Raw genomic sequence first — 25,011 nt, forward strand, 5'->3', positions numbered from 1 at the left:
TGGGCCGGAGCTCGTTCTCGTGCCGGGGGAGCGGAGCGCTCAGCGCAGGTGGCGCTCCATGACGTCCATACCGAGGCCGGCGACCTTGAGCCACTCGGGATCGCCCGCGAACGGCACCGCCCGGCCGACAGGGGTGAAGCCGTGGCGTCGGTACCAGTCCTGCAGCTCGGGCCGGCCCTGCAGCACCTGGATCTGCAGCACCTGCGCACCGATGCCGCGCAGCAGCTCGACCTGGGCCTCGAGCAGACGGCCGCCGTACCCGCGGGATTGGACCGCGGGATGGACCGCGAACAGACCCAGCTCCGCCCGGCCGGCCCCGTCGACCCCCATCGGCTCGCAGCGCGTGTAGCAGCAGCCGGCGAGCTCTCCTCCGCTTTCGGCCACCAGCAGCGTGACCTGCGGATCGGCGAGCATCGCACGGACCTCGTCGGCATCGGTGCGGCGGCCGTCCACGAGATGCGCCTCTGTGGTCCAGCCGCCCTCGCCCCGGTAGGCCGCGTGGATCAGCTCGAGGAGCTCGGGGATGTCGTCTGCGGCGGCAGCACGCAGCGTCACCTCGGTGGCCTGCTGGCCCCCGAGTGCCTGCCGAGCGGTCATGAGGAGATCCTTCCGGTGCGCTCGAGCTCGGCGAGCAGCCCGTGCCCGTCCGGCGCCTCCAGGCTGAGCGGCGCCGCAGGGCGGTGCGCGGAGTGCTCGCGCGGCCGTCGGGAGCCGTGGGCGAGCAGCTGCTCGGGTTCGGTGAGCTGACGGATCAGCACGGAGTCGACCTGGTCCGGGTGGTGGGCGGAGAACTCCGCGTAGATCGAGGGGTCGTGCTGGCCGTCGTCCCCGACCAGGATCCAGCGCATCGTCGGGAACTCCGCCGCCAGCTGTGCGAGGGCCCGGTGCTTGTGATCGGGGCCGGAGCGGAAGAACCCGGTGTTGGTGGGGCCCCAGTCTGTGAGCAGCAGCGGGCCGTCGGGATAGCCGTTGCGGTAGAGGAAGCGCTTCAGGACGGGGAACACGTTCCAGGCCCCGGTGGAGAGGTAGAAGACGGGCATCATCGGATGCTCCCGCGCCAGGCGCTGATAGAGCATCGGCATCCCGGGCACCACCTGGCGCGAGGACTGGTGGATGACGAAGGCGTTCCAGAAGGCGAGCAGGGGCCGCGGCAGCCAGGTCACCATCACGGTGTCGTCGATGTCGCTGACCAGCCCCACCTCGGCCGCGTCCGGGACCACGGTGATGTCCGCAGTCACCTCGTTGCCGGGGGCGGTCCACAGCACCGCTTCGTGATGCCCCGGGGGCAGCGCCACCTCGAGCTCGGCATCGACGATGCCGGCACGGTCGGCGCGCACCGTGAACTGCTGGTCACCGAGCAGCACCTGGACCGTGCGGTGCGGGGCGACCTGGGAGGCGAAGTTCCGCCAGCCGCGCACCGCCATCGTGCGCATGTCGTGGACCGGCTGGTCGTGGAAGTCAGCCGGGGTGCCGGGGGAGGCGTAGAGCACCTTGGCCAGCACCCGCACCCGAGCGCCCGAGCCGAAGCCGTGGAACGGCTGCAGGCGCAGATCCCAGTGGAGGCGGCGCAGCGTGGTGCCCACGACGGCGTTCTTGACGTCCTCGATCCGTGCGGCCCAGTGCGGGCGGTCGGTGTGGGACCGTGAGGCGACGGCGCGGAGCGCACCGCGCGCCGACGTGAGGCTGGACGAGAGGCCCACCGGGTCTCAGACGCCGCGGGCCATCTTCAACCAGGCACCGTCCGGATCGTCCTCGATGATCTCCCAGCGGTCACCCGTGTCGGAGAAGCCCAGGGCCTCGTACAGCGCGCGAGCGCCCTCGTTATCGGGGCCGACGTACAGGGTGACGGTGTCGGCGCCGTCCTCGCCCGCCCAGGCGAAGACCGCCTCGGCGAGCTTGCCGGCGATGCCCGAGTGGCGGGAGTTCGGCGTGACCCACATGGCCTGGAGCTCGCGCTCGTTGGCGGGGGAGTCCTGCTCGTGGCGCGCGGCGACGACAGCCACCGGCTGATCGTCCTCGAGGGCCAGGAACCAGGCCGCGTCCTGCACTCGCTGTTCCCAGACGGAGTCCTCGTACGTGGATTCCTTCTCCCAGCTCTGCCCGAAGGCGGCAGGATCCGTACTGAGGGACCGGAGACGGATCTCGCGCACGAGCGACCAGTCGTCGTCGTGGGCGCGGATGATTTCGGCCATGGGTGTCCTCCTGAGCCGTCGTTGCGTGGTCACGGGCCGTCGAGCCCGGGCGATCATGCTTCCGCGTTGCCGCAGGCACCGCATGCAGTCAGCCCCCAGTGTACGTTCCCGAGCAGTTCGGCGCTCCCAACCTTCGGACCTTGACACAATGGGGGTATGGAGCCCCTTCGTCTGCTGACCGTCTGCACTGGCAATGTGTGCCGTTCCCCGGCCGCCGCCGTGATGCTCCGCACCGCCCTCGAGGAGGCCGGCCTGACGGAGAGCATCGAGGTGGGCTCCGCCGGCACCAGCTGGGAGGCCGAGGGAATGCCGATGGACGACCGCACCGTGCTCGCCCTCGAGCGCGCCGGATATGCGCGGCCCTTCGAGCACGTGGCGCGGACCATCCATCTCACCGAGCTGCTGGCCTGGGACCTGGTGCTGCCGATGACCGCCGACCATGCCCAGCGGATGCGCCGGATGGTGGAGCAGGCTCCGCCGGGAGCCCCTGTTCCCGAGATCCGGATGTGGCGGCGCTTCGAGCCGGGCGTCGCGCCGGACGCCCCCGCGACGGAGCTCGCGGTCGAGGACCCCTGGTACGAGGGTCAGCGTGCCTTCGACAGGACGATCCGGCACATGCGTCAGAGCGTTCCCGGCATCATCAGGCGGGCGCAGGAGCTGCTCGCCGAACGGTGAGCCGGCGTGCCCCGCACGCTCAGCGGGGGCCGCGACGGCTGAGCAGGGTGGCGCCGACGAATCCGGCCGTGGTGAGGAAGCCGATCCCCAGCACGATCAGGATGACCTGGCGCATCTGACCGACCGTGGAGTCGGAGTTCTCGGAGATCGCGTCGAACAGACGGACCACCGGCCCGGCCTCCGTCGTCTCCGCGGTGCTCACGGCGGGCTCGGACGCGCTCGGGGGAGGGCTCGACTCCTCCCCGGCGCCGCCGGCGGCCTCGCTGCTCTCATCGGTGCTGGCGGAAGTGACCGTGGGGTCTCCACCGGGGCGGAGGTGGGGTCGGCGGGAGCGCTGTCCGGGGCCGGGGGAGTCGTCTCCCGCTGTGCGGGCGGCTGCGCGTGCTCGCTCTGCGTCGGCTGCGGGTCGCTCGGCTCGGGCTGGACTGGCTCAGGCTGGACGGGCTCCGGCACCGCCGTCGTGGGCTCCGGCTCAGTCGTGGGTTCGGGCGCTGGGGTCGTGGACTCCGGCTCAGTCGTAGTTTCGGGCTGCTCCGTGGTGGGGGCTTCCGTGGTCGGAGCATCCGTAGTGGACTCCGGCGACTCGGACTCGTCCGGAGTCTCCTCCGGGTCGGGGTCGGTCTCGTTCGGAGTTTCTGTGGGCTTATCTGAGGAGTTCTCACCCTCCTCGGAGGCGTCTCCGGTGGGGACGTCGTCGCCCGGCGTCGCGTCGGAGTCTCCGGCTGGAGGGACCTCCGGGGGCGTCACGGACTGGGCGGGCACCTCGGTCGGTAGCAGCGAGGGCTCGTCCGTCTCGGTGGGCACCTCGGTCGGTGCCGACGGAACTTCGTCGGTCGGCTCGGCAGTCTCGGTGGGCTCAACTGGCTTCGTCGGCTCGGCAGTCTCGGTGGGCTCTGCAGTGTCCGTCGGGTCCGTCGTGGGGTCGTCGGAGGACTGCCCCGAGTCGTCCGTGGGTGAGCTGCTGTCGCTCTCGCCCTCGGCGTCGTTCTCGTTCCCGCCTTCGACGTCGTCCTCATCGTTCTCGTCCCCGTCGTCCCCGCAGTTCTCGCGGCTCTCGCGCAGCAGGTGGGGGGCGGGTCCGGGCGTGCAGTGGTCGTGCTCGCCCGCGGTCTCGGAATCGCTCGGCGACGGGCTCGCGACGATGTCGTCGGCGGCTCCCGTGTCATCGGAGTCTGCGGACGGCTCTTCGTCGGCCACGGACTGTGTGGCCGGGGCGGGATCGCGGTCGGTCATCTCGGCGAGAGCAGGGGCGGCCGCGAAGGGGACCGTCACGGCGATGGCTGCTGAATACGTGCACAGGCGCGCGCGCAGGCGCATAGGCGTGGTCCCCCCTCTCCTAGTCGCGAGCTCGACAGCTGCGGTCGGTGATGTCTCCGGTGGGTCCGACGGAGCACAATACCCTACGGAAACTTTACTTTCGACCCCATGGTTCACCCGGGGATTCGACCGCGCAAGGGCGCTGTGCGGGGCGCCACGCACCCGCGGCAGACGCCGTGTTGACGTCTTCTTGGTCTGAATTTTACTAGCGACCTGCGTGAACACTGTTCCTGCGACCCCGGCGCCGGGTGCACGAACACCGGACCCCGCTGAGCAGGATCCGGTGTTCCAGGCGCGATCGGATCAGTCGGCGAGGACCTCGTCCACGAGAGCCTTCGCGGCGTCCTGCACCTGTCCCAGATGCTCCTCGCCCCGGAAGGACTCGGCGTAGATCTTGTAGATGTCCTCGGTGCCGGAGGGGCGGGCCGCGAACCAGGCCGACTCCGTGGACACCTTCAGGCCACCGATCGCGCCCCCGGCAGGGGCTTCGGTGATCGCCGAGACGATCGGCTCCCCGGCCAGTTCGGTCGCGCTGACCTGCTCGGCGCTGAGCGCCTTCAGCTTCGCCTTCTGCTCACGGTTGGCGGGGGCGTCCACGCGCGCATAGGCGCTGGTGCCGAACTCCTCGACCAGCTCGGCATGCAGTGTGCTGGGAGAGCGGCCGGTGACCGCGAGGATCTCCGAGGCCAGCAGCGCGAGGATGATGCCGTCCTTGTCGGTGGTCCACACCGAGCCGTCGTGCCGCAGGAACGAAGCACCGGCGCTCTCCTCGCCGCCGAAGCCGACGGAGGAGTCGATCAGCCCGGGCACGAACCATTTGAAACCCACCGGTACCTCGTACAGCTCCCGACCCAGCGAGCTGACGACGCGGTCGATCAGGCTGGAGGAGACGAGCGTCTTGCCCACCTTGGCCGTGGCGGGCCAGTGGGGGCGGTGTGCGAACAGGTAGCGGATCGCGGTGGCGAGGTAGTCGTTGGGGCTCATCAGCCCGCCGTCGGGGGTGACGATGCCATGGCGGTCCGCATCCGCATCGTTGCCGGTGGCGATGTCGTACTCGTCGCGCTTCTCCAGCAGCGACGCCATCGCCCACGGGCTCGAGCAGTCCATGCGGATCTTCCCGTCCCGGTCCAGGGTCATGAACGACCAGCGGGGATCGACCTCGGGATTGACCACGGTGAGATCGAGATCGTGCATCTCCCCGATCTCCGCCCAGTAGTCGACCGCCGCGCCGCCCAGCGGATCCGCGCCGATGCGGACCCCGGCCCGACGGATGGCCTCGAGGTCGATGACGTTCGGGAGATCCTGCACATAGGTATGGAGGTAGTCATAGCGCTCAGCATCCTGCAGCGCCTTCTGCCGGCTGTGACGGCGGACGCCCCGCAGGCCTGCGGCGAGGAGCTCGTTCGCACGATCGGCGATCCAGGAGGTCGCGTCGGTGTCCGCCGGGCCGCCATGGGGCGGGTTGTACTTGAAGCCGCCGTCACGGGGAGGGTTGTGACTGGGGGTGACCACGATGCCGTCGGCCCGCCCGGGGTCGTTCGCCGAGCGGCCCCGGTTGTGGACCAGGATCGCGTGGGAGATCGCCGGGGTGGGGGTGAAGCCGTCCAGTGCGTCCACCTGGGCGGCGACGTCGTTGGCGGACAGCACCTCGAGCGCGGTGTCGAAGGCGGGGCGGGAGAGCGCGTGGGTGTCGCGGCCGATGAACAGCGGCCCACGGATGCCCTGGGCGGCCCGGTACTCGACGATCGCCTGCGTGGTCGCGGCGATGTGGTCCTCGTTGAAGGCCACATCGAGCGAGGAGCCGCGGTGCCCGGAGGTGCCGAAGGCGACGGCCTGGTCGGGATCCGCGGGGTCCGGATGGTTGTCGTAGTACGCGTCGAGGAGAGCGTCGACGTCGACGAGGTCCTCCTCCAGTGCCTTCAGGCCTGCACGGGGGTGCATCATCACCACTCCATCCTCGAGGGTCGGGTTCCTGCCCCACACTCTAGGGCAGGGCAGGACCTCACCGCCGAGGTGCGCCTACCTGCTGAGACGGCGCGTGACGGCGCGCCTCAGCGGCGGCGTGAGCGCACCAGCAGCACGATCCCGACGATCGTGAGCACCAGGCCGACCAGCCCTGAGATCAGCCCGATGATCGGGCCGATCAGCAGCGGCGCCGCCATCCCGAACAGGCTGTACGGGCCGAGATAGGCCGGGGCGTCCGTGCCGGTGCAGGAGATCGTCACCGTGGTGTCCTCGAGGACGGCGACCCCGATCTTCTGCTCGTACCGGGAGCCGTCCCCGAAGGTGACCGAGGAGGCGCTGGGCACCACGCTCAGCGCGCCGGGCTGGGAGCCCTCAGCGGTGCATTCGGCGCCGGCGGCATCCTCCTGGGGCACATACACGATGAGCATCTCGTTCGCGGAGACATCGATCTCGCTGCTGTCCGCGCCGATCACCGTCGGCCCGGAGGCGGCGTCCCCGGCGAGCGAGCCCACGGACCACACGATCCCGCCGATGGTCGCGGCGGGACCGATCACCAGCAGCAGCACCAGACCGATGATCAACGGCAGCAGCCCGCGCCGGCGACGGGGGAGGGATCCGGCGCACCGGAGGCCGGCAGCGGGCCCGTTTGCGGCCCGTACGACGTCGCGCCGAAGCCGTCGGGTGCGTCGTATCCGTGATACCCACCGGGAGCGGGGGTCGACGGGGCGCCGTAAGACGGCGCGGCGTCGGGGGCGGGGGTGGTCGGCCCCGGCAGTCCGTAGCTGGGACGCCTGCGCGGGGCGGGCGTCGTGGACTCACCGTCGGACATCAGGACTCCTTCGCGATTCGGATCCCCTCAGCGTAGTGGCCGTTCCTCCGAGGATCCGGGGATCGCCGGCTCGGGACCGGATCGCTCAGGACGCGGTGAGCTCCAGTGCGATCTCGAGCAGCGCGGCGCCGACGGCGGCCGTGGCCAGCGGGGTGGCCAGCCAGGTCAGCACGATGTGCAGCGCGACCCGCCAGCGCACATTGCGCAGGCCCTTCGCAGCGCCCGCCCCCACGACGCTGGAGGCCAGGGCGTGGGAGGTGGAGACGGGGGAGCTGACCCCGAACAGGCTCAGCGACATCGTCGTCGCGGCGGAGATCTCCGCCGCGAGCCCCTGGGCGACCGTGAGATCGGTGAGCCTGCGGCCCAGGGTGCGGATGATCCGGTGCCCCCGATCAGGGTGCCGGCACCCATGGCGACCGCGATCGCGACCATCATCCCCATCATCCCCGCCGGCGCGGCGCCGGTCGCGGCGGCCGCGACCGCGACCACAGCCAGCGGCAGGCGCGAGTCATTGATCCCGTGCCCGGTGGCGACCGCCCCGGCGGAGAGGGTCTGGGCGAAGCGGAGATGACCCCGCTGCAGCCGCTCGTGCCGTCCCAGCCGGAGCAGGCCGTGCATCAGCGCGAAGGCCAGCCCCGCCGACAGCAGCGGGCCCACCAGGGAGACCAGCAGGATGATGCCGAGCTGCCCCCAGGCCGCGGTCGCACCGCTGACGAGGGTGACGCCGAGCGTGGCCCCGAGGAAGGCGTGCCAGGTGGAGGCCGGCATCCCCAACCGCCAGGTCACCAGATCCCAACCGATGGTCGCGAGCATGATCGCGAGCAGAGCGAGGCCGAGCCGGTCAGGATCGTCAGCCGTCGCCTCGGTGAGAGGGACCATCCCGAGCAGATGCACCGCCCACTCCATCGTGACCACGAGCAGAGCCATCCCCAGCAGAGCCCCGAGCAGGTTCAGCAGCGCGGCCATCGCCAGCGCCGTCGACTCCCGCAGGGTCCTCGTGGTGATCGTGGTGGAGACGGCGTTGGACGCGTCGTGGACCCCGTTGACGTACGCCATCACCAGCGCCGTGAGGACGACCAGCACCAGCAGGGTCGAGGTCACTCAGGAATCCTTGACCCGCAGCAGGTCCGCGATCCGTGCGCTGCGCTCCTGCAGGATGATGGTCTCGCGGATCGACTCGGCGACATCGTGCAGCGGGAGCAGCTCCTGAGCCGAGCCGCCGCGCGCATAGAGCTCCCCGAGCGCACGCCGCACCAGTCGGTCCCCCTGCCGCTTGAGCTTGCGCACCTGCTCGTAGTGATCCCCCAGATCCCGCACTCGTGACAGCTTCCAGGTGACCGCCACCGTCAGCTCCGCGGCGCGCTCGACGCCCTCGGCGGCCTCCAGCAGCGGGGTGGGCAGAGCACTCACCTCGGAGATGAGCAGCAGCTCCGAGGTGTGCTCCATCGAGTCCAGGGTGTCGGAGATGGTCAGGGCGAAGTCGTAGAGCAGCTCCGCCTCGTAGGGCGTGATCAGGGAATGGGCGAGCCGCTGGGCGATGCGGCGGCACAGCTCCTCGGCGACAGTCGACTGCTCATGCAGTCGAGGAACCAGGCGGGTGCGTTCGCGGTATCCATGACCGAGGAGCGTGGAGTGGGTGTCGGCCGCCTGGACCAGCAGCTCGGCGAGCTCCGCGAAGAGGTCGTACAGGGGGCGCTCGCTGCGCTGGGGGAAGAAGCGGGCGAGGAACTGCGCCATCTCGGTCGCCTCCTCGCGCCACCGGGCGCCTGATGTCGCTGCGCCGCCGGAGCGGGACGGACTTGTTCATGAAGCTGGGGCGCCGGACCGGGATGCGCCTGTCGGCGCGAAGGCCGCTCGAAGCGGCAAATGTTGGAGCCCGGGGCAACCGCGGCCCGGCGCGCTCCCATCGTAGGGCACGACCGGACGGGTGATGCAAGCCGGCGCCGTGCCCTGATGGCGTGGGCCTCAGTCCAGGAGCCCTGCCTCCGCCTGCCGTCCGGCGGCGGTCAGCTCCTCCCCGGTGCTGAGCAGCCGCTCGGCCTGCCGGGTGCGGGCGTCACCGGAGTCCTCGTCGGCCAGCTGCGCGGTGCCGTGCGCCACGATCATGGCCACCGCCCCGGCACGCCGCAGCGCCATCCCGAGATCGCCGGTGAACGCCCCGCGCAGGATCTCGTCCATGGTGCGACGGACCTGTCCGACGTCCGGCGGCTCTGCGAAGCCGGAGAGGTAGCGCAGCCCGGGCACGGTGCGCGACCCCGCCCGATAACGGCGCACGACGTCGTCGCCGCTGTCCTGCGACCAGGTGTGCAGCACGTACAGCCGCCACAGCGCGCCGGGCAGGGAGGTGGCAGGAGCACCTGACCACAGGGCCGCGAGATCGGTCAGCCCGTCCTCTGCCGCCAGCGCCACCACCCGCTCGACGACCTCGGGATCCGCGCTGCGGAAGACCCCGTCGAGCAGGGCCCGGGCAGAGTCGTACGCGAGGTCGGAGGAGGTCGCGGGGTCGGGCTCGCCCGGGATCGCCTCGGCGACCGAGGCGTACAGCGGGGCCGGCCGACGGAATCGGGGAGCGGAGGAGCCGTGCGAGGACATGCTCCGCACACTACGCGCTGATCCTGAGCCACCGCATTACGCTGGGCCCAGTGTGAGGCTTGCTGGTGCCGCGGATGTCGCGGTGGTTGGATCCTTTCCATCCGGTGATTGGCTCTTACGCTGGCTGCCGTTCTTCGTTGAACTGGCCTTCATGGGTATTGCCGTCGCCGGGTGGGAAGGACCGGCCGGCGTGACTTGATAGGAGCGTGCAGCTGCCCCACTGAGGTTTGTCCGCCGACCGGCCCGACCGTTCGACCCCCACTCGAATACAAGGGAGGCAGTGACCATGGTGGTCCTGATCGGCGCTGACGTCCACAAGAACTCACACACCTTCGTCGCGGTCGACGCGGCGGGCAAGCAGATCGGGCAGATCACTGTCCGCGCGACTCATAGCGGTCACGAGAAGGCCTACCGATGGGCCAGGAAGTCCTTCATCGAGCAGGACCGCCAGTGGGGGGTGGAGGACTGTCGCCACCTCACCGGTCTGCTCGAACGCGATCTCCTTGCCCATGGAGAGCCCGTGGTCAGGGTGCCGGCGAAGCTGATGGCACGCCAACGCGCCACAGCGCGCACTCGCGGGAAGTCCGACCCGATCGATGCTCTCGCCGTCGCGCGGGCGATGGCCCGCGAGGACGATCTGCCGACCGCGTTCACCGATGAGCAGGCACGAGAGGTCAAGCTGGTCCTGGCGCGTCGTGAGGACCTGGTCGCGGAGCGGACCCGGGTGATCAACCGCCTGCGCTGGCACCTGCACGAGCTCGACCCCGAAGTCGACCCGGCACCACGCGCGCTGACCCATCGACCGGCTCAGGAACGAGTGCGGGAGCTGGTCGAGGCGAGCGAGGGGATCGTCGCGGAGATCGCGGGCATGGTCCTGGCCGACCTCGAACGGCTCTGCTCCTCGATCAGCGAGCTGGATGCGCGGCTGCGTGTCATGGTCCGGGAGGTGGAGCCGGTGCTGTTGGAGATCCCCGGCTGCGCGGAGCTGTCGGCCGCGAAGATCCTCGCCGAGACCGCCGGGATCGAACGGTTCGCGAACGAGGGGAAGTACGCGATGTTCGCCGGCTGCGCTCCGATCCCGGTCTGGTCAGGCAAGACCGAGGGGAGAGTCCGTCTGAACAGGGGCGGGAATCGTCAGTTGAATTGCGCGATCCACCGCATCGCCCTCACTCAAGTCCGTCTCGAAGGACCCGGTAAGGAGTACTACGACCGGCTCCGCGAACAGGGCAAGACCGTGATGGAAGCCCTCCGCTGCTTGAAGAGCGCGATCGCCCGCCGCATCTGGCGCGCTCTCACCCGTGCCCACGCCGAAGCCCTCGCCACCACCCCGATCCCACTGAACCCCACCTCAACGACTTGCGTACCGCAAGCCGCTTGACATAGGAGATACCCATGACCATCCCCCGGCAGATCGGACCCGAGACCGGCCCGCGCACGGCCCTGCCCGACTACAGCCGCAGCAGCGCCACCGTCGAGCGCATGGTCGCCGCGCTGCACCAGGCCCCCGGGAGGAAGCGCGGGGCCGCGGGGTCCGTGCGCGCTCTTCTTCCCGCCGCGGCCGTGCGGGACACGATGCTGCGGGCGATCATCTCCGCCGTGCTGCTCGGCGGCGTGCTGATCGCCGGTGTCGTGATCGCGCTGCTGCTCGTCTCTCTCCCGGAGGGGCGCTCCCCGGGGATCGGGCTGCTGATGCTGCTGCTCGCACTGGGCGCGCTGGCGGTGATCCTGCTGCTGCTCGGTCTCCGCTTCGGGATCGTCGCGCTGGGCACGGCCCGCTCCCGCGTCGAGATCTCCGAGGAGGGGCTGCACGTGATCGGAGGCATCGGCTCCCGCCGGGTCCCCTGGCGCGACATCGTCGCGGTCGAATCCCGGGTGGTCCACCCCGTGCACTGGCTCACCGCAGCACTGCGGCTGCGGGATGGCTCCCGCGTGGTGATGCCCGCCTTCGACCGGCACGTGTGGACCTACTCCCAGGCATCGGGGCAGGACATTCGCACCCTGCGCATCGAACTGCGCCGGAGGGAGCAGGCCGCCGGTCGCCGCTTCTGAGCGAGCCCGTCGGGAACCGGGCGGGAAGAGGGAACTGCGGCTCAGGCGGTCGCGGTTCCCGGGGCGCGGCTGATGCCGTCCTCCCACAGTGCGCGAGAGGTCTCGGCGACCGCCTCGGCACTGACGTCGGAGATGCTCAGGACACCCTCTTCGTCCAGGGGGAGATGGCCGGACTTCCAGTTGCCGTCCGCCTCCACATGGAACATCAGGGGGGTCGGATCATCCGGGGCGGCGACGTCCGTGCGGCGCAGCGAGACGGTGCGCTGGTTGCCGCCCTCGAGGAAGGCCAGGACGATGTCGGCGACCGCGTCGGGCACCTGCTCCGGACCGGGCAGCGCGGTGACCACGAAGGAGTCCAGCTCGTCCTGCGTGAGCATGATGATCGCCTCGTTGGCCTTGATGATGAAGGCCATGCGCATCGCCTCGTCCTCGGCCAGGGCGATCCCCAGCCAGCGGTCGGCGGCGGTCAGCGTGGTCGCGATGACCTGGCCCTCCTCGCCCAGCAGCCACTGGCCGTCCTCGGAGCGCTCCACCTTCCCGCGGGCGCGGAGCCCGGAGGAGACCGCCGCGGTGACGAACTCCTTCGCGGAGTCCGGGGCGCTGCGCAGTCCCACCTGGTCACGGGTGATCCGCCCGTTCTCCGTGTCGCGCAGGCCCAGCATGAAGTCGATCTCGTACGCGGTGTAGATCGTGACCTGCTCATCGGTCTCGGCGGTCGTGGTCTCGCTCATGGATCCCCCTGGAAGATGTGATCCGACCGCCGGGCACGGCGACCGGAAGATGTGACACCGGAAGCATGTCAGAAACCGTCCGGTCGCTCCACCGGCCCTGTCATGGAGGCGCGGATAAGCTCGCAGCATGCACAGGGACGATCACACGGGCTCCGACGCCGCGGCGGCCGGCGGACCCGCGACCGGTGAGCTCGGCGGGGAGAGCACCCGCGCGGTCTACCGGGACCTGCTGCGTTTCGGACCCCGCTCGCGCAGCGAGCTGTCGCAGCGACTGCGAATGTCGGCCCCGACGGTCACCCGCGTCACCCGGGACCTGCTCGAGCGCGAGCTGCTGCACCCGCTCACCGCTGTGCCGCGCGCCAAGGGCCGCCCCCATGAGCCGCTGGATGTCGAGGAGAACCGCGGACCCCGATTCATCGGGGTCAAGGTCACCGCCGACGAGGTCCACGCGGTGGTGACCACGGTGCGTGCCAGCGTCCTCGAAGAGCTGGTGCTGCCGCTGGAGAGCACCGTACCGGACAGGCTGCAGGAGACCATCCTGGTCGCTGTCGAGGCGATGATCGGCGCGCATCCGAACGTGGTCGGCATCGGGGTGGGACTGGGCGGACTGGTCGCCGAGCGGCGCACCGTGCTGTCCTCGCACCTGCTGGGCTGGCGGCAGCCCGTCGAGCTCGCCGCCGCGCTCGAGGAGCGGGTGTCGGTCCCGGTGGTTGTCGAGAACGACCTGGTCGCGATGGTGGACGGCCTGCACTGGTTCGGGATCGGGCGCGCCTACGACTCCTTCGCAGTGCTCACCGTCGGCGCCGGGGTCGGGATCGCCACCGTGATCGACGGGCGGGTGATCCGCGGTCACCACCACATGGCCGGGCTCACCGGCCGCTTCCCCGTCGGCGCCGGCCCGGAGGGTGCACCGGTGGCGATCCGCGAGCTGGCCAGCACCGCGGCGGTGGTCCGTCGCGCCCGCGATCAGGGGGTGCTCGGGCCGGCCGAGGGCATCGAGCAGCTGCGCGGCCTGATCGGGGGCGGAGACCCTGGTGCGCTCGTGGTCGCGACCGAGATGGCGCGTGTGCTCGCCGCGGCGGCCGTCGGCCTGGTCGCCGTGATCGACCCCGAGGCGATCGTGCTCGGCGGTGAGAACGTGGACCTGGTGCGGGCTGCGGCCCCGGCCTTCGAGGACACCCTCCGTCAGGGATCGGCCAGGGCCCAGCGAGCACCCGTGGTGCGCACGCTCAGCGGCGACTTCGACGAGTGGGCGCGCGGGGTCGCCGTGATCGCGATCCAGGAATTCGCCGGGGCCGAGATCTAGGAGCCCAGCAGCCTCCCCGGCCCGCCCCGACGGCTCCGACGCTCTGGAGAGCTCACTCGAACAGCGCGTTGACCCGGTCGTTGTACGCGGCGAAGTCCGCTCCATCGATCTCCCGCATCCAGCACCGGTCGAATGCCCTCTGCATGATCGTCATGATCGAGGCGGAGTTCTCCACGAGCGGGAACAGTCCGGTCTCACCGTTGGCGACCCGGTCGGTGAACGGTGTGACGTCCAGGCCCTCCGCGGCGTACGACTCGATGGCAGCCGCGGTCCCCGCGTCGGTGGAGGGGAAGAACGGGGCGCGCTCGCCGATCAGCTGCTGCGCCTCATCCGAGGCGAGGAAACCGATCAGCCGGGCCGCCTCCTCCTTCTTCTCCGACTGCGCGGAGATCGAGTCGCCCAGGCCGTTGAACATCGAGACCGGGTGGCCGACGGGACCGGCCGGCAGCGGAGCGATTCCCAGCTCCATGCCTTCCATGTTGTTGAACGTGGTGATCATCCAGGAGCCCGCCAGGGCGAGCGCTGCGACGCCGGACTGCACCTGGGTCTGGGCGGGACTGGAGTCCCCGAACATGCCGAAAGGGGGGAAGAAGCCCTTGTCGACCAGTCCGAAGTACCAGTCCATGGTCGCAACGAACCGCTCGTCGTCGTAGTTGAAGTGCGTGCCCCAGGTTTCGGCATCGGTGAAGGTCCACCCGGTCGAGAGGGCGAAAGGCGACCAGGACGACTGCCCGACATAGTCGATCTCGCCGCCGCCGGCCATGCCGTAGCGGACCACGTTCTTCGGGTCGAACCCGTCCTCGTCGCCGCGCACGCCGTTCGCGTCGATACTGAGACGGGCGAGCATCTTCTCGAAGCTGCCGCCGTCCTCGGGGTTCCAGTCCAGGTCCTGGAGGTCGTCGGGGGACAGGCCTTCCTCCTCGAGCATCGCCGTGTCGTACATCACTGCGATGGTGTCGTAGTCCTTGGGTATTCCGTAGCGCGTGCCGTCCTGGCCGGTCCACAGCTCCTGCAGGCCTTCCTGGAACTGCTCGGGCGGGATCTCGTCGAGCGGACCCAGGCCATCCAGCGGAGAGATCACGCCGAGCTTGAGGAACTCCGGGTAGCGCGCGAGGTGGTCCGTGAAGGCGTCCGGCCCGGCCTCCGCCACGAAGCTGGCCGTCAGCTTCGTCCAGTAGTCGTCCCAGCCCAGCTGGGTGACCCGCACGAAGACGTCGGGGTTCTTCTGCATGAACAGGTCGATGGCGGCGGAGTAGGCGGGCAGCTGATTGGCGTCCCACAGCCAGTAATCGATCTGGGTCGCCCCGGCGGGGGCTGAGGTCCCGCCGCACGAGGCGAGGCCGGCGGTCCCGGTAGCGAGGGCGGCGGAGCCCTGCAGGAGGCGACGGCGGGACAGGACGGCCCCCGAGCGCGGGGAGGGAACGGTGCGAGTGGCATGTGCACGGTGGAGCGGAGAGTTCATCTGGGGCACCTCACTTGATCCCGCTGAAGCCGATGGAGTTGACGATCTTCTTCGCGAACAGCGCGAAGAGGATCAGCATGGGGGCGGCCGCGATCAGCGTGGCGGCCATCAGGCCCGACCAGTCCGGACCGGTGCCGGGGGCCTGGGCGCGGAAGACGCCGAGGGCGACGGTGAGCACGCGGGACTGATCGGTGTAGGAGACCATCAGCGCCCAGAAGTACTCGTTCCACGCAGTCATGTACGTCAGCAGCGCGAGGGTCGCCAGGGGCGCGGTGGACAGCGGCAGCACGAGAGTGAAGAAGACCCGCACCTTGCTGGCACCGTCGATGAGGGCGGCCTCCTCGACCTCACGGGAGATGTTGTTGAAGAACTGCCGCAAGAAGAAGATCGCGAAGCTCGAGATGAACAGCGTCGGGAGCATGACGCCCAGCAGGGTGTCCACCAGGCCCAGGTTCTTGATCAGGATGAAGTTGGGCAGCAGGGTGAAGATCTGCGGGATCATCAGTGAGCCCAGGAAGATCAGGAACACGATCTCGCGGCCGCGCCAGCGCAGCCGGGAGAAGGCATAGGCTGCCATCGCGCAGGAGAACGTCTGCACCACGGTGATGAAGGTCGCGACGATCACGGAGTTCAGCAGATAGCGCCAGAAATTGATGGAGGCGCCGCTGCCGCCCTGGGAGATCGCGGTCTCCACGTCCTGCATGCCGAAGACTCGCTCGAAGCCGCCGGTGTTCAGTCCCACCGGGAGCAGGCTGCTCGGATCCGTGGCCAGGGCGTTGTTGCTCGACAGCGCGGTGCGCAGCATCCAGTAGAAAGGGAACAGGGTGATCAGCAGGAAGATCACCATCACGCCCCAGGCCGCGATCTTCCCCCAGGAAAAGCGGCGGCGGGGGGTGGAGGCGGCGGGACGCTGCGTGATCTCGGTGTCGGGGTGTGCGGTGGTGGTCATGGCGTCCTCTCCGCTCAGTCCAGGTCCGAGTGGCCGGCTCGGCTGAGCCAGTACTGGGTGAACGTGACGATCATCAGGATCAGCAGCAGCGCGACCGACAGCGCTGAGGCGTAGCCGAACTCGTACTCGGCGAAGGCGTTCTGGTAGATGTACATCTGGAGCACGCGCGAGGCGTCGGCCGGACCGCCCTGCGTCGTCACCGAGACGGTGTCGAACACCTGGAACGAGCCGATGATCGTCATGATCAGCACCAGCGCCAGGATCGGACGCAGCAGTGGCAACGTGATGTGGCGGAACTGCGTGATCTCGCCGGCTCCCTCGGTGCGGGCCGCTTCGTAGAGGTGTCCGGGGATGGATTGCAGGCCCGCGAACAGCAGAAGCGCCGTGTAGCCCATGTGCCGCCACACGTTCACCAGGGCGATCGTGGGGATCACCCACGACTCGTCGGCCCAGAAGGAGACGGGGTCGAAGCCGATCCACTGCAGGAAGATGTTGAAGACGCCGAGCTGGGTGTCCAGGATCCACAGGAACACGATCGCCGCCACCACGTTGGAGACCAGGTACGGGGCCAGCACCAGCGAACGCAGCATGGTGGACTGGGTCAGACGCTGCATGAGCACGGCGATCACCAGCGCCACCACCGTCTGCACCCCGATGTTGATGGCGACGTACAGGATCGTCACGCGCAGTGATGTCCAGAAGATCGGGTCGGACAGCAGCTCCTGGTAGTTGGCCAACCCCACCCACTGGGGCGGGGTCAGCGTCGTGTACTCCGTGAAGGAGTAGTAGATGCCCGTCAGCAGCGGCCAGACGAGGAACACCAGCAGGCCGACGGAAGCGGGCGCGATGAAGAGCAGCGCGAGCTTCGTGTCGTCCTTCCGGCGGCGCCTCACGGGGGCCGACCGCGTCGACGTCGTCGCGGTGGACATAGCTACCTTCTTTCGGTGAGGGACGGGCGCGTTGCACGGAACCGCTCTGCGCACGGCACCGCGCCTCGTGCGGTGGGAATGGCGCCGACAGAGACCCGACACGGGGACATCAATGGCCTCCAGGACTGTGCGGCACGAGGGTCGGGATCGTGAGAACCCTCATGTTACTAAAAGTATGAAAATAAATGGTGCTCCGTCAAGTGCCGTCTCGCCAGATGCTCACCCTGCACCGACCGACGGGCACCCTCGCTACCCTGACCCTCTACCCGACCAGGCCAGGAGCCCCCGAATGATCTTCACCCAGTCCTCGAAGCTGCGCGACGTGTGCTACGAGATCCGAGGGCCGGTGCCCGCGGAGGCCGCCCGGATGGAGGCCGAGGGCCACAAGATCATCAAGCTCAACATCGGCAACCCGGCACCGTTCGGCTTCGAAGCGCCCGACGAGCTCCTGGTCGACATGATCCGTACCCTGCCCACGGCACAGGGCTACTCGGACTCCAGGGGCATCGTCTCCGCGCGCAGGGCGGTCGCGCAGTACTACCAGACCAAGGGAATGCCGGGGATGGAGCTCGACGACATCTACCTCGGCAACGGCGTCTCGGAGCTGATCCAGATGGTCTGCCAGGCGCTCGTGGACGACGGGGACGAGGTGCTCGTCCCCGCACCCGACTACCCGCTGTGGACCGCTTCGGTGGCGCTCGCCGGCGGGCGCGCGGTGCACTACCGCTGCGACGAGGAGGAGCAGTGGTGGCCCGACGTCTCCGACATCGCGGACAAGGTCACCGAGCGGACCAAGGCGATCGTGGTGATCAACCCCAACAACCCCACCGGGGCGGTGTACCCCGAGCACGTGCTGCGGGAGATCGTCGAGGTCGCCCGGAAGCACGGGCTGATGATCCTGGCCGACGAGATCTACGACAAGATCCTCTACGACGACGCGGTCCACACCCACATCGCCAAGCTCGCTCCTGACCTGCTGACCATCACCTTCAACGGCCTGTCCAAGGCCTATCGGGTGGCTGGTTTCCGGGCCGGATGGATGGCGCTGTACGGACCCCAGGATCATGCGACGAACTTCATCGAGGGGTTGGACGTGCTCTCGAACATGCGCCTGTGCCCCAACGTCCCGGCCCAGCATGTGATCGCCACGGCGCTCGGCGGCCACCAGAGCGTGCAGGAGCTGCTGCTGCCCGGCGGGCGGCTGCGTGAGCAGCGTGACGTCGCCTTCGAAGGGCTCAGCGCGATCGACGGGGTCAGCGTGGTCAAGGCGAGCGGCGCGCTGTACATGTTCCCGAAGATCGATCGCGAGATGTATCGGATCGAGGACGATGAGCAGTTCGCCTATGACCTGCTGCGCTCGAAGAAGCTGCTGGTCAACCACGGTACGGGGTTCAACTATCCGGCCCCTGACCACCTGCGCCTGGTCACCCTGCCGTCGACCGACCTGCTCACCGACGCCATGGACCGCATCGCCGACCACCTCGCGTCGATCCGCCGCTGAGCGGTGCGCGGGAGAGCGGCCTGCGCAGACGTGCCCAGCCCTCCCGCGCCCGGCGGAGCCGCTGTTCGACCGGCTCTGCTCGGCGCCGCTCGGCGCCGGCATCGCCACGCAGCTCGAGTGCTTCCATTCCGCCTGTTTCCCCCACCAGCGGGGGAGATCGAGGGAATGGGCAGGCGTGCCGCTGACTCGGCCACTCCTGCGCTCCCCGGCCCGGCTGCGTGCGTTCCTGCGTGCGCGCGACGCCCGGGTGATCCGTGGCAGCAGCCGGCCGCCCCGGGTCCGGTCCTCCCCAGCAGCGCGCTGTCCACATCAAAGGGCCGATAGCCGTGCGGGGTGGCTGGTGGGGCCTACCGTCCCCGTATGGGCGACAGAGCATGGAACGAGAACAGGGTTCCCGGCAGCGCCGGCAGGAGCCGCGTCTCGGTGCCACCGAAGCGAGTCTTCACCCGCCAGGGATTGCGCCGGATGGGGGTGAGCGAACGACGGATCTCGTCGGGGGAGTTCCTGCGGGTCCTTCCGGGCTGCTATACCCGTCGGGACGCTCCGGCTGACCTCCGGGCCGTCGCGCGGACCGCTCACCGCCGCGTCGTCCCCGACTCGGTGCTCTGCCACGTCACCGCGGCGGAGCTGCTCGGCCTGCCGCTGCCCCACCAACACTCCTGGAGCGGCGGTGCCGCGGTCCACGTGCGGGTCGAGCCGAAGGCCAAACGCCGTTCAGCGAAGAGGCTGGTCGTCCATGTCCGCACGGGTCGGCCTCAGATCCGGCACGACGGCCTCGTGCTCGACTGGCCGGTCGATGTGCTGCTCGACCTGGCAGCTCTGCTGTCGCACGATGAGCTCGTCGCCTGCGTCGATGCTCTGGGCTCACGAATGCGCGATCGGCTGCGGCTTCCGGTCGAGACGATCCGCATCGAAGCGCAGTCCCTGCGGGGGCCGGGAGTCCGTGCCCTCCGGGCCGCGGCCGCAGAGGCTCGTGACTGGGTGGACTCCCCGCAGGAGACCAGGACCCGTCTGATGCTGCGGCGCGCCGGGTACGCGGAGCCGATGACGAATCACCGTGTCTGGGACGGAGTGAAGCGCAAGGCGTACTACCTGGACCTCTCCTATCCGGAGCGCAGGATCGCGATCGAGTACGACGGCAAGCACCACTTCACGCCGGAGCAGGCCCGAAAGGATCACGGCAAGGATGCGACGCTGCACCGCGGCGGATGGACGGTGCTCCGGATCCTCGCCGAGGATCTCGAGGACCCGGCATCGTTCTTCGCACTGCTCGACGAAGCTCTGGGAAACGCGGGATCGAGCTGAGAACCGCGACGCGCTCGGTGGCGCTCGGAAAGACGGCCGCCCGGCGTGCGCGAGCGGCGCGTGCCGGGCGGTGCACACAGGGTGGCGCGCACGGCCGATCCCCCGATCTCGTTCACTGGTGAGCGAGATCGGGGGAGCGGGCGAACAGCTGCGGCGTGGCCCGGTCGGTGGCCCGGTCGGCGGGGCGAGCGGCCCGGTCGGCGGAGCGGGCGGCCCGAGCTGCGGCCGGCCCGGGCAGCGCCGGGCGCGGCGGATCAGGCGTGGGAGGGCTGGTTCACCGCGTCCCGGGAGACGCGCACCATCTCCTCGCGCTCGACGACCTTGACGCGGGCACGGGGCTCCCCGTCGGCATCCACCGCGGAGGCGCCGAGGCTCTTCTCGTGCTCGTCCAGCGCGGCCCAGCCCTCCCAGGTCGTGTACTGGACGCCGCGGTCCTCGAGCAGGTGCAGGATCGCCTCGTCCTCCCGCTCGGGAGCGGGGGTGAGGGCCCCGGACTCGATGTCCTCGACCAGGCTGGCGATGGTCTCGAGGGCGTCGGACTTGGTCGCGCCGATCAGGCCCACGGGGCCGCGCTTGATCCAGCCGTTGGCGTAGACGCCGGGGATCACGGCGCCGTCGGCCCCGGTGACGCGGCCGGCCTCATTGGTGATCACGCCGCGACGTGCGTCGTAGGGGATGCCCGGCAGCTCCGAGCCGTGGTAGCCGACGGCACGGTAGACGGCGCCGAGGTCGTAGTCGACCATCTCGCCGGTGCCCTCGACGTTGCCCTCGGCATCCAGGCGGGTGCGCTCGAAACGCATCCCGGTGACGGCTCCGTCCTCGCCGAGCACCTCGACGGGACGGTGCCAGAAATGCAGGTGGAGGCGCCGGCGCACGGGATTGCCCTCGCGGTCCGTCGGCTCCTCGCCGGCGGCCTCGCGGCGCTGCTGCTCCTCGAGCCAGCCCATGAAGATCTTCACGACCTGATCGGTGCGCTTATCGGCCCTGATGGCCTCCCACTCCGCCTCGGTGATCTGCTCCAGATCGCGCGGGTCCGTCACGACCTGCAGACCCTGGGGATGAGCGAGCTCGCGGGCCTCGAGCGGGGAGAACTTGGTCTGGGCCGGGCCGCGGCGGCCGAAGATGTGCACATCGGTGGTCGCGGCGGCCTGCAGGCCTGCATACACATTGGCGGGGATCTCGGTGCGCAGCAGCTCCTCGGCACTCTTGGACAGCACCCGTGCCACGTCGAGCGCCACGTTTCCGTTGCCGATCACCGCGACCTTCTCGGCGTCCAGCTCCCAGGTGCGGGGGTAGTCCGGATTGCCGTCGTACCAGGCCACGAAGTCGGCGGCACCGTGGGAGCCGGCGAGCTCGACGCCGGGGATGTCGAGGCCGGCATCCTTGAGGGCGCCGGTGGCGAAGACGACCGCATCGTAGTGGCGGCGCAGGTCCTCGATCGTGAGGTCGGTGCCGAACTCGACATCGCCCAGGAAGCGGATGTCACCGCGGCCCAGGATGCGATGCAGCGCGGTGATGATCCCCTTGATCCGCGGATGGTCGGGGGCGACGCCGTAGCGGATCAGGCCGAAGGGTGCCGGGAGGCGGTCGAACAGGTCGATGGAGACCTCGAGCTCCCCGTTCTTGACCTGCTTGTTCTTCAGCATCGTCTCGGCGGCGTACACGCCGGCGGGGCCGGAGCCGATCACGGCCAGACGGAAGGGCTGCTGGGAGAAGGACATCTCACCTCGGTCTCGTGGCGCATCGCGTCGCGCCGGGTCGGATGCGGTGCGGGCGGCTGCGGTCCACGCGCCGCGCTTCGCGCCGTACAGATTTCCGCACCACTCTATACGCGAAATTCGATGCAGCCCCGGCCACTGTGAGCTGGCCGACGTGCTGCAGCGGTGCGGACGGGTGGGGCCGGTGCGGTGCTCACTCCGGGCTGCTGCCGGCCGGCGGCTCGGGCACCACGCCGACGGCGACGTCCAGGGTGCTGGTCGCCCCGGGCGGGCCGACGACGATCCCCTTCAGCGGGGGCACGTCCGCGTAGTCCCGTCCCCAGGCGGTGGTCACGAAGCGCTGGTCCACGAAGGTGCGGTTGGTGGGGTCGATGTCCACCCAGCCGGTGCCCGGGACCAGCACGCTCAGCCAGGCATGGGAGGCGGCCGAGCCGATCATCTCCCCGACCGGGGCGGTGCCCAGTGCGCCCTCGGCCGACGGGGCGGTGCGCAGGTAACCGGAGACGTACCGGGCCGCGAGCCCGGCGGCGCGCACCGCGGCCACGCCCACGTGCGAGAAGTCCTGGCAGACCCCGTGCCGGGCGGCGAGCACCTCTTCGAGGGTCGAGGAGGCGGTGGTCGCGGCGGAGTCGTAGGTGAAGTCGGTGTGGATCAGGGCGGTGAGATCGGCCAGGCACTCACCGATCGCGCGACCGGGCGTGAACACCTCGGTGGAGATCTCCCGTGCCGCGGTGCCGGTCGGGATCCGCGGCGAGGGATGGATGAAGTCCAGGCTCGCCTCCGGCAGCAGCGCCCCCCAGTGCTCGGGCAGGCACTGCTCCCAGGGCCGGGACATGGGCTCGATCGGGTAGCGGCGTTCGGCGACCGTGACCCGCGCATGGGAGTGGACGTCCAGCTGCGTGTGGGGGGCGTCGACCAGCAGATAGGTCGAGGAGTTCCCGTAGAAGTCGGTGTGCGCGGTGAGCCGGGCGGGGACCGGGTCGACGACCACCTCGTGCGAGAGCACTCGCTGATGGGGAGTGGCGCGCGGCTCGATGTGCGCGCGGCCGTAGTTGCGCGAGACCGGCTTGGCGTAGTGGTAGGAGGTGAGGTGGTGGACGCGGTAGTGGAGCGGCTCGGCCGCGGTCTCCTCCTCCTCCCGCAGTGGCAGCAGTGGGCGGCGGCGCGGCGAGTCCGCCGGGCGCGCGTCCGCGGCGGTGTCGACGGCGTGCTCGTTCTCAGACATCGTCGATCCCCCATCTCGAGGTGGATTCCGAAGGGTGGAAGAAACGGTTCTCGAGCGCGGTGGCGAGCTCTCGCAGGGTGTCCATCGCGGCGTCGGCCTCCTCCAGCAGTGCGGTCGGTGCGCCATCGGCCGCCTCCCCGCCCAGCGGGCGCAGCAGCTCTCGTGCCTCCCAGCCGCCGATGCGGGAGCGCAGCGCGATCAGGGGTGAGCGCAGCTCCGGTGAGGGCGCCACATCCGGCAACCGGTCCAGCGCCAGTCCCAGCCGCTCCAGCTGGAAGGCGATCGAGCGCGGCAGGGTGGTGTCGGTCAGCAGCAGCTCCAGCAGCAGCTCCGGTTGGATCGCGGCGTGATAGGCGCGACGGTACGAAGCGCCGCTCTCCGTGACCAGCGCGAGCGCCCCGGCGATCGTGGCCTCGGCCGTCCGGGTGCGCCGGTGGCCGAGGGTCGCCCGGAGCAGGGCCAGCAGGCCCATGGTCCGCTCGATCTTGCGCCCCGCCTCGGTGAGATCCCAGCCCAGGTTGCGGGGCATCGAATCGGCGACCGCACCGGAGAGGGTGAGGCAGCCGTCGACGATATCCGTCAGCCGCTGCTCGACCGGCTGAGGGTCCTGCCCTCCGAGGGTGCGCAGGCGCTGATTCATCCTCGCGATCACCGGCCAGATGTCGTCGGAGATCAGATCCCGCAGCGTGCGGGTGGTGTGGGTGAGTGCGGAATAGGACTGCGCGAGCGTGCCGGGGCGGCCGCGGCTGGTCAGCAGGGACTCGACCTCCCCGCCCACGGCCTCGTGGGAGTTCAGGTCCAGCCCCGTGAATCCCGGGTAGGTGGTGGTCACGTTCGTGACCGCGCCCAGCAGGACCGTCTGGGCGGTGCGGGCGCCGGGGCCGCGCTCGGCGTCGAGGTCGTTGACGGTGTCCAGCACGGCGCGCAGCAGCCTCGCGGTGGAGTCCACCCGCTCGAGGTAGCGGCCGAACCAGAACAGGTCCGAGCCGATCGAGCGGGTCATCGCGGGGTAGGCGGTCAGCACGCCTCGGGCGACGGACGGGGCCCGCTCCGTGGCCGTCGTGCCCGGCTCGCCCTCAGCGGGGACGGCCGAGGTCTCCGGGACGGTCACCCACACGTCCTTGAGCGCCTCCGGCCCGTCATCGGCCGTGATCCCGACCCCGCCGGGCAGCACCTCGTAACCGTCCTCGGTGCCCATCACCAGCAGCCGGAGCACCATCGGGCGTTCGATGAGCTCGTCGCCGCCGGCGGGATCCATGCTGAGCCAACCGGCCGGTGCGAACCCGGGGTCGGCGGGTCGCAGCAGCAGATCCTCGTGGAACAGCTGTCGGCACAGGTCGGGCAGCGCGGCGCGCAGGTCCGGGTTCTCCAACAGCCCCGCCCCGAGCGGGTTGAAGATCTCCACGTCGCCGCAGCGGGCGGCCTCGACCAGACCGGTCACCCCGCCCAGCGGCGTCGGCCCCAGGTCGAGGGGGTCCAGCAGGTCGGAGGGCACCAGGCGCAGCAGCGCATCCACCGCATCCCCGGGGTCCGACTCCAGGCCGGGAAGCCGCAGCGTGAGGGTGCCCGAGCCGGTGCGCAGGTCGCCGACGGAGACCATCGGCGCCCCCAGCAGGTTCGCCAACCAGCTGTGGTCGAAGGCGCGCATCGGATCCGCGGAGTCCTCGGTGAGGACCACGGTGCGCCCCGCCCGTCCCTCGGACCGGGTGCGCTGGTGCAGCGAGGTGCGGATGGTGTCGAAGAACGGATGCAGCCGGCGCAGCGGCGTGGAGCGGTACAGCGTGGGCGCGCAGCGGGAGAGCACCCGGCGCAGCTCGAGGGTGGTGCCGGCGCCGTCGGGAACGTCCACAGCGTCCTCGAGCACCACCCAGGATCCCTCGGCCGTCCGGGCCACGGTGCTGGTCAGCGCGAAGAGGGAGTGGCTGCCGCGGGAGGGGATGCCGATCGCCGTGCGGAGATAGGCGGGGTCCTGCAGCAGCTGCGCGACGGGGGCGACATCGGCGGCCAGCACCGTGCGCGGGCCGTAGAGATCCGCGCCCAGCGCATCCAGCAGCCGCATGCGCTGGACGAGGCCGGCCGAGAGCTCCGCCCAGGACTCGGCATCCAGGAGCGCCGGGACGGGGTCGATGACGGGTGCCGCGGTGGGGACGTCAGCGGCGAACATCGTCGCCGCCGACGTCGCGGCGCGACGTCGGCCCCGGGGGCCGAGAGCTGCGAGCTCGTCGACCAGGGCCTGCGGAGGTGTGGAGGTCACTGGATCATGGTA

The 25,011-nt window shown here is 70.2% G+C and carries 24 protein-coding genes; 6 read left to right on the forward strand and 18 right to left on the reverse strand.

Annotated features, from left to right (window positions below; genetic code table 11):
- Nucleotides 1-39 precede the first annotated feature (39 nt).
- From CFK39_RS11670 to CFK39_RS11680, 3 genes are read right to left on the reverse strand one after another with little or no spacing between them, the layout of a single operon-like run.
- Entirely contained in the window at nt 40-597 is a 558-nt protein-coding gene (locus tag CFK39_RS11670) for a GNAT family N-acetyltransferase (protein WP_089065607.1), read from the reverse strand.
- The gene (locus tag CFK39_RS11675) at nt 594-1,700 is read right to left on the reverse strand and encodes an App1 family protein (RefSeq protein WP_089065608.1); all 1,107 of its coding nucleotides are present in this window, start codon (nt 1,698-1,700) and stop codon (nt 594-596) included. Before CFK39_RS11675 ends, CFK39_RS11670 begins: the two co-directional genes overlap by 4 nt.
- A gap of 6 nt (nt 1,701-1,706) precedes the next feature.
- Nucleotides 1,707-2,192 (reverse strand): GNAT family N-acetyltransferase, encoded by a 486-nt coding sequence (locus CFK39_RS11680; RefSeq protein WP_089065609.1) that lies wholly within the window; start codon nt 2,190-2,192, stop codon nt 1,707-1,709.
- Nucleotides 2,193-2,348: 156 nt separating this feature from the next.
- Between CFK39_RS11680 and CFK39_RS11685 the strand changes: the two genes are divergently transcribed.
- Nucleotides 2,349-2,867 carry an arsenate reductase/protein-tyrosine-phosphatase family protein gene (locus tag CFK39_RS11685; RefSeq protein WP_089065610.1) on the forward strand — a complete coding sequence of 173 codons (519 nt, stop codon included), beginning with the start codon at nt 2,349-2,351 and terminating at the stop codon, nt 2,865-2,867.
- A gap of 19 nt (nt 2,868-2,886) precedes the next feature.
- Here CFK39_RS11685 and CFK39_RS11690 read toward each other — a convergent pair whose 3' ends face one another.
- The 8 genes from CFK39_RS11690 to CFK39_RS11720 all read right to left on the reverse strand — a co-directional run bounded on the left by CFK39_RS11690 (nt 2,887) and on the right by CFK39_RS11720 (nt 9,570).
- Nucleotides 2,887-3,069 carry a hypothetical protein gene (locus CFK39_RS11690; RefSeq protein WP_089065611.1) on the reverse strand — a complete coding sequence of 61 codons (183 nt, stop codon included), beginning with the start codon at nt 3,067-3,069 and terminating at the stop codon, nt 2,887-2,889.
- Complete coding sequence (locus CFK39_RS11695; RefSeq protein WP_089065612.1) at nt 3,066-4,184, reverse strand: hypothetical protein; 1,119 nt, start codon at nt 4,182-4,184, stop codon at nt 3,066-3,068. The genes CFK39_RS11690 and CFK39_RS11695 overlap by 4 nt, the downstream gene beginning before the upstream one ends.
- Nucleotides 4,185-4,487: 303 nt before the next feature.
- Nucleotides 4,488-6,125 carry a phosphoglucomutase (alpha-D-glucose-1,6-bisphosphate-dependent) gene (pgm, locus tag CFK39_RS11700; RefSeq protein WP_218192288.1) on the reverse strand — a complete coding sequence of 546 codons (1,638 nt, stop codon included), beginning with the start codon at nt 6,123-6,125 and terminating at the stop codon, nt 4,488-4,490.
- 110 nt (nt 6,126-6,235) lie between these two features.
- The gene (locus CFK39_RS11705) at nt 6,236-6,730 is read right to left on the reverse strand and encodes a hypothetical protein (protein ID WP_245822534.1); all 495 of its coding nucleotides are present in this window, start codon (nt 6,728-6,730) and stop codon (nt 6,236-6,238) included.
- 333 nt (nt 6,731-7,063) lie between these two features.
- Nucleotides 7,064-7,357 (reverse strand): inorganic phosphate transporter, encoded by a 294-nt coding sequence (locus CFK39_RS17585; protein WP_338027722.1) that lies wholly within the window; start codon nt 7,355-7,357, stop codon nt 7,064-7,066.
- Nucleotides 7,267-8,079 carry an inorganic phosphate transporter gene (locus CFK39_RS11710; RefSeq protein ID WP_245822536.1) on the reverse strand — a complete coding sequence of 271 codons (813 nt, stop codon included), beginning with the start codon at nt 8,077-8,079 and terminating at the stop codon, nt 7,267-7,269. Before CFK39_RS11710 ends, CFK39_RS17585 begins: the two co-directional genes overlap by 91 nt.
- Nucleotides 8,080-8,715, reverse strand: a complete 636-nt coding sequence (locus CFK39_RS11715; RefSeq protein ID WP_089065613.1) for a DUF47 domain-containing protein — start codon at nt 8,713-8,715, stop codon at nt 8,080-8,082.
- Nucleotides 8,716-8,943: 228 nt separating this feature from the next.
- Complete coding sequence (locus CFK39_RS11720) at nt 8,944-9,570, reverse strand: hypothetical protein (protein ID WP_089065614.1); 627 nt, start codon at nt 9,568-9,570, stop codon at nt 8,944-8,946.
- Nucleotides 9,571-9,856: 286 nt separating this feature from the next.
- On the opposite strand from CFK39_RS11720, the gene CFK39_RS11725 reads away from it, so the two are divergent.
- Together CFK39_RS11725 and CFK39_RS11730 are read left to right on the forward strand one after the other, a co-directional pair.
- Complete coding sequence (locus CFK39_RS11725) at nt 9,857-10,948, forward strand: IS110 family RNA-guided transposase (RefSeq protein ID WP_245822990.1); 1,092 nt, start codon at nt 9,857-9,859, stop codon at nt 10,946-10,948.
- A gap of 14 nt (nt 10,949-10,962) precedes the next feature.
- On the forward strand, nt 10,963-11,619 hold the full coding sequence (locus CFK39_RS11730) for a PH domain-containing protein (protein WP_089065615.1): 657 nt from the start codon (nt 10,963-10,965) through the stop codon (nt 11,617-11,619).
- A gap of 41 nt (nt 11,620-11,660) precedes the next feature.
- Here the strand turns inward: CFK39_RS11730 and CFK39_RS11735 are convergent, their stop codons facing one another.
- Nucleotides 11,661-12,350 carry a hypothetical protein gene (locus CFK39_RS11735; RefSeq protein WP_089065616.1) on the reverse strand — a complete coding sequence of 230 codons (690 nt, stop codon included), beginning with the start codon at nt 12,348-12,350 and terminating at the stop codon, nt 11,661-11,663.
- A 127-nt stretch (nt 12,351-12,477) separates the two neighbouring features.
- On the opposite strand from CFK39_RS11735, the gene CFK39_RS11740 reads away from it, so the two are divergent.
- Nucleotides 12,478-13,656: an ROK family protein gene (locus CFK39_RS11740; RefSeq protein ID WP_089065617.1), complete on the forward strand. Its 1,179-nt coding sequence runs from the start codon at nt 12,478-12,480 to the stop codon at nt 13,654-13,656.
- 52 nt (nt 13,657-13,708) lie between these two features.
- On the opposite strand, the gene CFK39_RS11745 is transcribed toward CFK39_RS11740, so the two are convergent.
- The 3 genes from CFK39_RS11745 to CFK39_RS11755 are packed head-to-tail and all read right to left on the reverse strand — an operon-like array spanning nt 13,709 to nt 16,996.
- A complete protein-coding gene (locus CFK39_RS11745; RefSeq protein WP_089066419.1) occupies nt 13,709-15,118 on the reverse strand; it encodes an ABC transporter substrate-binding protein in 1,410 nt (469 codons plus the stop codon).
- 10 nt (nt 15,119-15,128) lie between these two features.
- Complete coding sequence (locus CFK39_RS11750; protein WP_089065618.1) at nt 15,129-16,067, reverse strand: carbohydrate ABC transporter permease; 939 nt, start codon at nt 16,065-16,067, stop codon at nt 15,129-15,131.
- Nucleotides 16,068-16,081: 14 nt separating this feature from the next.
- Complete coding sequence (locus CFK39_RS11755) at nt 16,082-16,996, reverse strand: carbohydrate ABC transporter permease (RefSeq protein ID WP_089065619.1); 915 nt, start codon at nt 16,994-16,996, stop codon at nt 16,082-16,084.
- A gap of 289 nt (nt 16,997-17,285) precedes the next feature.
- Between CFK39_RS11755 and CFK39_RS11760 the strand changes: the two genes are divergently transcribed.
- Together CFK39_RS11760 and CFK39_RS11765 are read left to right on the forward strand one after the other, a co-directional pair.
- Nucleotides 17,286-18,497, forward strand: a complete 1,212-nt coding sequence (locus CFK39_RS11760) for a pyridoxal phosphate-dependent aminotransferase (RefSeq protein WP_089065620.1) — start codon at nt 17,286-17,288, stop codon at nt 18,495-18,497.
- A gap of 423 nt (nt 18,498-18,920) precedes the next feature.
- Nucleotides 18,921-19,802, forward strand: a complete 882-nt coding sequence (locus CFK39_RS11765) for a DUF559 domain-containing protein (RefSeq protein WP_157697155.1) — start codon at nt 18,921-18,923, stop codon at nt 19,800-19,802.
- A 254-nt stretch (nt 19,803-20,056) separates the two neighbouring features.
- Here the strand turns inward: CFK39_RS11765 and CFK39_RS11770 are convergent, their stop codons facing one another.
- The 3 genes from CFK39_RS11770 to CFK39_RS11780 form a co-directional block, all read right to left on the reverse strand.
- Nucleotides 20,057-21,523 carry an FAD-dependent oxidoreductase gene (locus tag CFK39_RS11770; RefSeq protein WP_089065622.1) on the reverse strand — a complete coding sequence of 489 codons (1,467 nt, stop codon included), beginning with the start codon at nt 21,521-21,523 and terminating at the stop codon, nt 20,057-20,059.
- Nucleotides 21,524-21,713: 190 nt separating this feature from the next.
- Nucleotides 21,714-22,745 carry a transglutaminase family protein gene (locus tag CFK39_RS11775; protein WP_089065623.1) on the reverse strand — a complete coding sequence of 344 codons (1,032 nt, stop codon included), beginning with the start codon at nt 22,743-22,745 and terminating at the stop codon, nt 21,714-21,716.
- Nucleotides 22,738-24,999: a circularly permuted type 2 ATP-grasp protein gene (locus CFK39_RS11780; protein ID WP_157697156.1), complete on the reverse strand. Its 2,262-nt coding sequence runs from the start codon at nt 24,997-24,999 to the stop codon at nt 22,738-22,740. The genes CFK39_RS11775 and CFK39_RS11780 overlap by 8 nt, the downstream gene beginning before the upstream one ends.
- Nucleotides 25,000-25,011 lie beyond the last annotated feature (12 nt).

Source organism: Brachybacterium avium (genome assembly GCF_002216795.1).
Taxonomy (GTDB): Bacteria; Actinomycetota; Actinomycetes; order Actinomycetales; family Dermabacteraceae; genus Brachybacterium; species Brachybacterium avium.

Excerpts from the sequence above, each read along its gene's own strand:
- CFK39_RS11670 (WP_089065607.1), bottom strand. The coding sequence starts at position 597 with ATGACCGCTCGGCAGGCACTCGGGGGCCAGCAGGCCACCGAGGTGACG.
- CFK39_RS11680 (WP_089065609.1), bottom strand. The coding sequence starts at position 2,192 with ATGGCCGAAATCATCCGCGCCCACGACGACGACTGGTCGCTCGTGCGC.
- CFK39_RS11685 (WP_089065610.1), top strand. The coding sequence starts at position 2,349 with ATGGAGCCCCTTCGTCTGCTGACCGTCTGCACTGGCAATGTGTGCCGT.
- CFK39_RS11695 (WP_089065612.1), bottom strand. The coding sequence starts at position 4,184 with ATGCGCCTGCGCGCGCGCCTGTGCACGTATTCAGCAGCCATCGCCGTG.
- pgm (WP_218192288.1), bottom strand. The coding sequence starts at position 6,125 with ATGCACCCCCGTGCAGGCCTGAAGGCACTGGAGGAGGACCTCGTCGAC.
- CFK39_RS11715 (WP_089065613.1), bottom strand. The coding sequence starts at position 8,715 with ATGGCGCAGTTCCTCGCCCGCTTCTTCCCCCAGCGCAGCGAGCGCCCC.
- CFK39_RS11720 (WP_089065614.1), bottom strand. The coding sequence starts at position 9,570 with ATGTCCTCGCACGGCTCCTCCGCTCCCCGATTCCGTCGGCCGGCCCCG.
- CFK39_RS11725 (WP_245822990.1), top strand. The coding sequence starts at position 9,857 with ATGGTGGTCCTGATCGGCGCTGACGTCCACAAGAACTCACACACCTTC.
- CFK39_RS11730 (WP_089065615.1), top strand. The coding sequence starts at position 10,963 with ATGACCATCCCCCGGCAGATCGGACCCGAGACCGGCCCGCGCACGGCC.
- CFK39_RS11735 (WP_089065616.1), bottom strand. The coding sequence starts at position 12,350 with ATGAGCGAGACCACGACCGCCGAGACCGATGAGCAGGTCACGATCTAC.
- CFK39_RS11740 (WP_089065617.1), top strand. The coding sequence starts at position 12,478 with ATGCACAGGGACGATCACACGGGCTCCGACGCCGCGGCGGCCGGCGGA.
- CFK39_RS11745 (WP_089066419.1), bottom strand. The coding sequence starts at position 15,118 with ATGAACTCTCCGCTCCACCGTGCACATGCCACTCGCACCGTTCCCTCC.
- CFK39_RS11750 (WP_089065618.1), bottom strand. The coding sequence starts at position 16,067 with ATGACCACCACCGCACACCCCGACACCGAGATCACGCAGCGTCCCGCC.
- CFK39_RS11755 (WP_089065619.1), bottom strand. The coding sequence starts at position 16,996 with ATGTCCACCGCGACGACGTCGACGCGGTCGGCCCCCGTGAGGCGCCGC.
- CFK39_RS11760 (WP_089065620.1), top strand. The coding sequence starts at position 17,286 with ATGATCTTCACCCAGTCCTCGAAGCTGCGCGACGTGTGCTACGAGATC.
- CFK39_RS11770 (WP_089065622.1), bottom strand. The coding sequence starts at position 21,523 with ATGTCCTTCTCCCAGCAGCCCTTCCGTCTGGCCGTGATCGGCTCCGGC.
- CFK39_RS11775 (WP_089065623.1), bottom strand. The coding sequence starts at position 22,745 with ATGTCTGAGAACGAGCACGCCGTCGACACCGCCGCGGACGCGCGCCCG.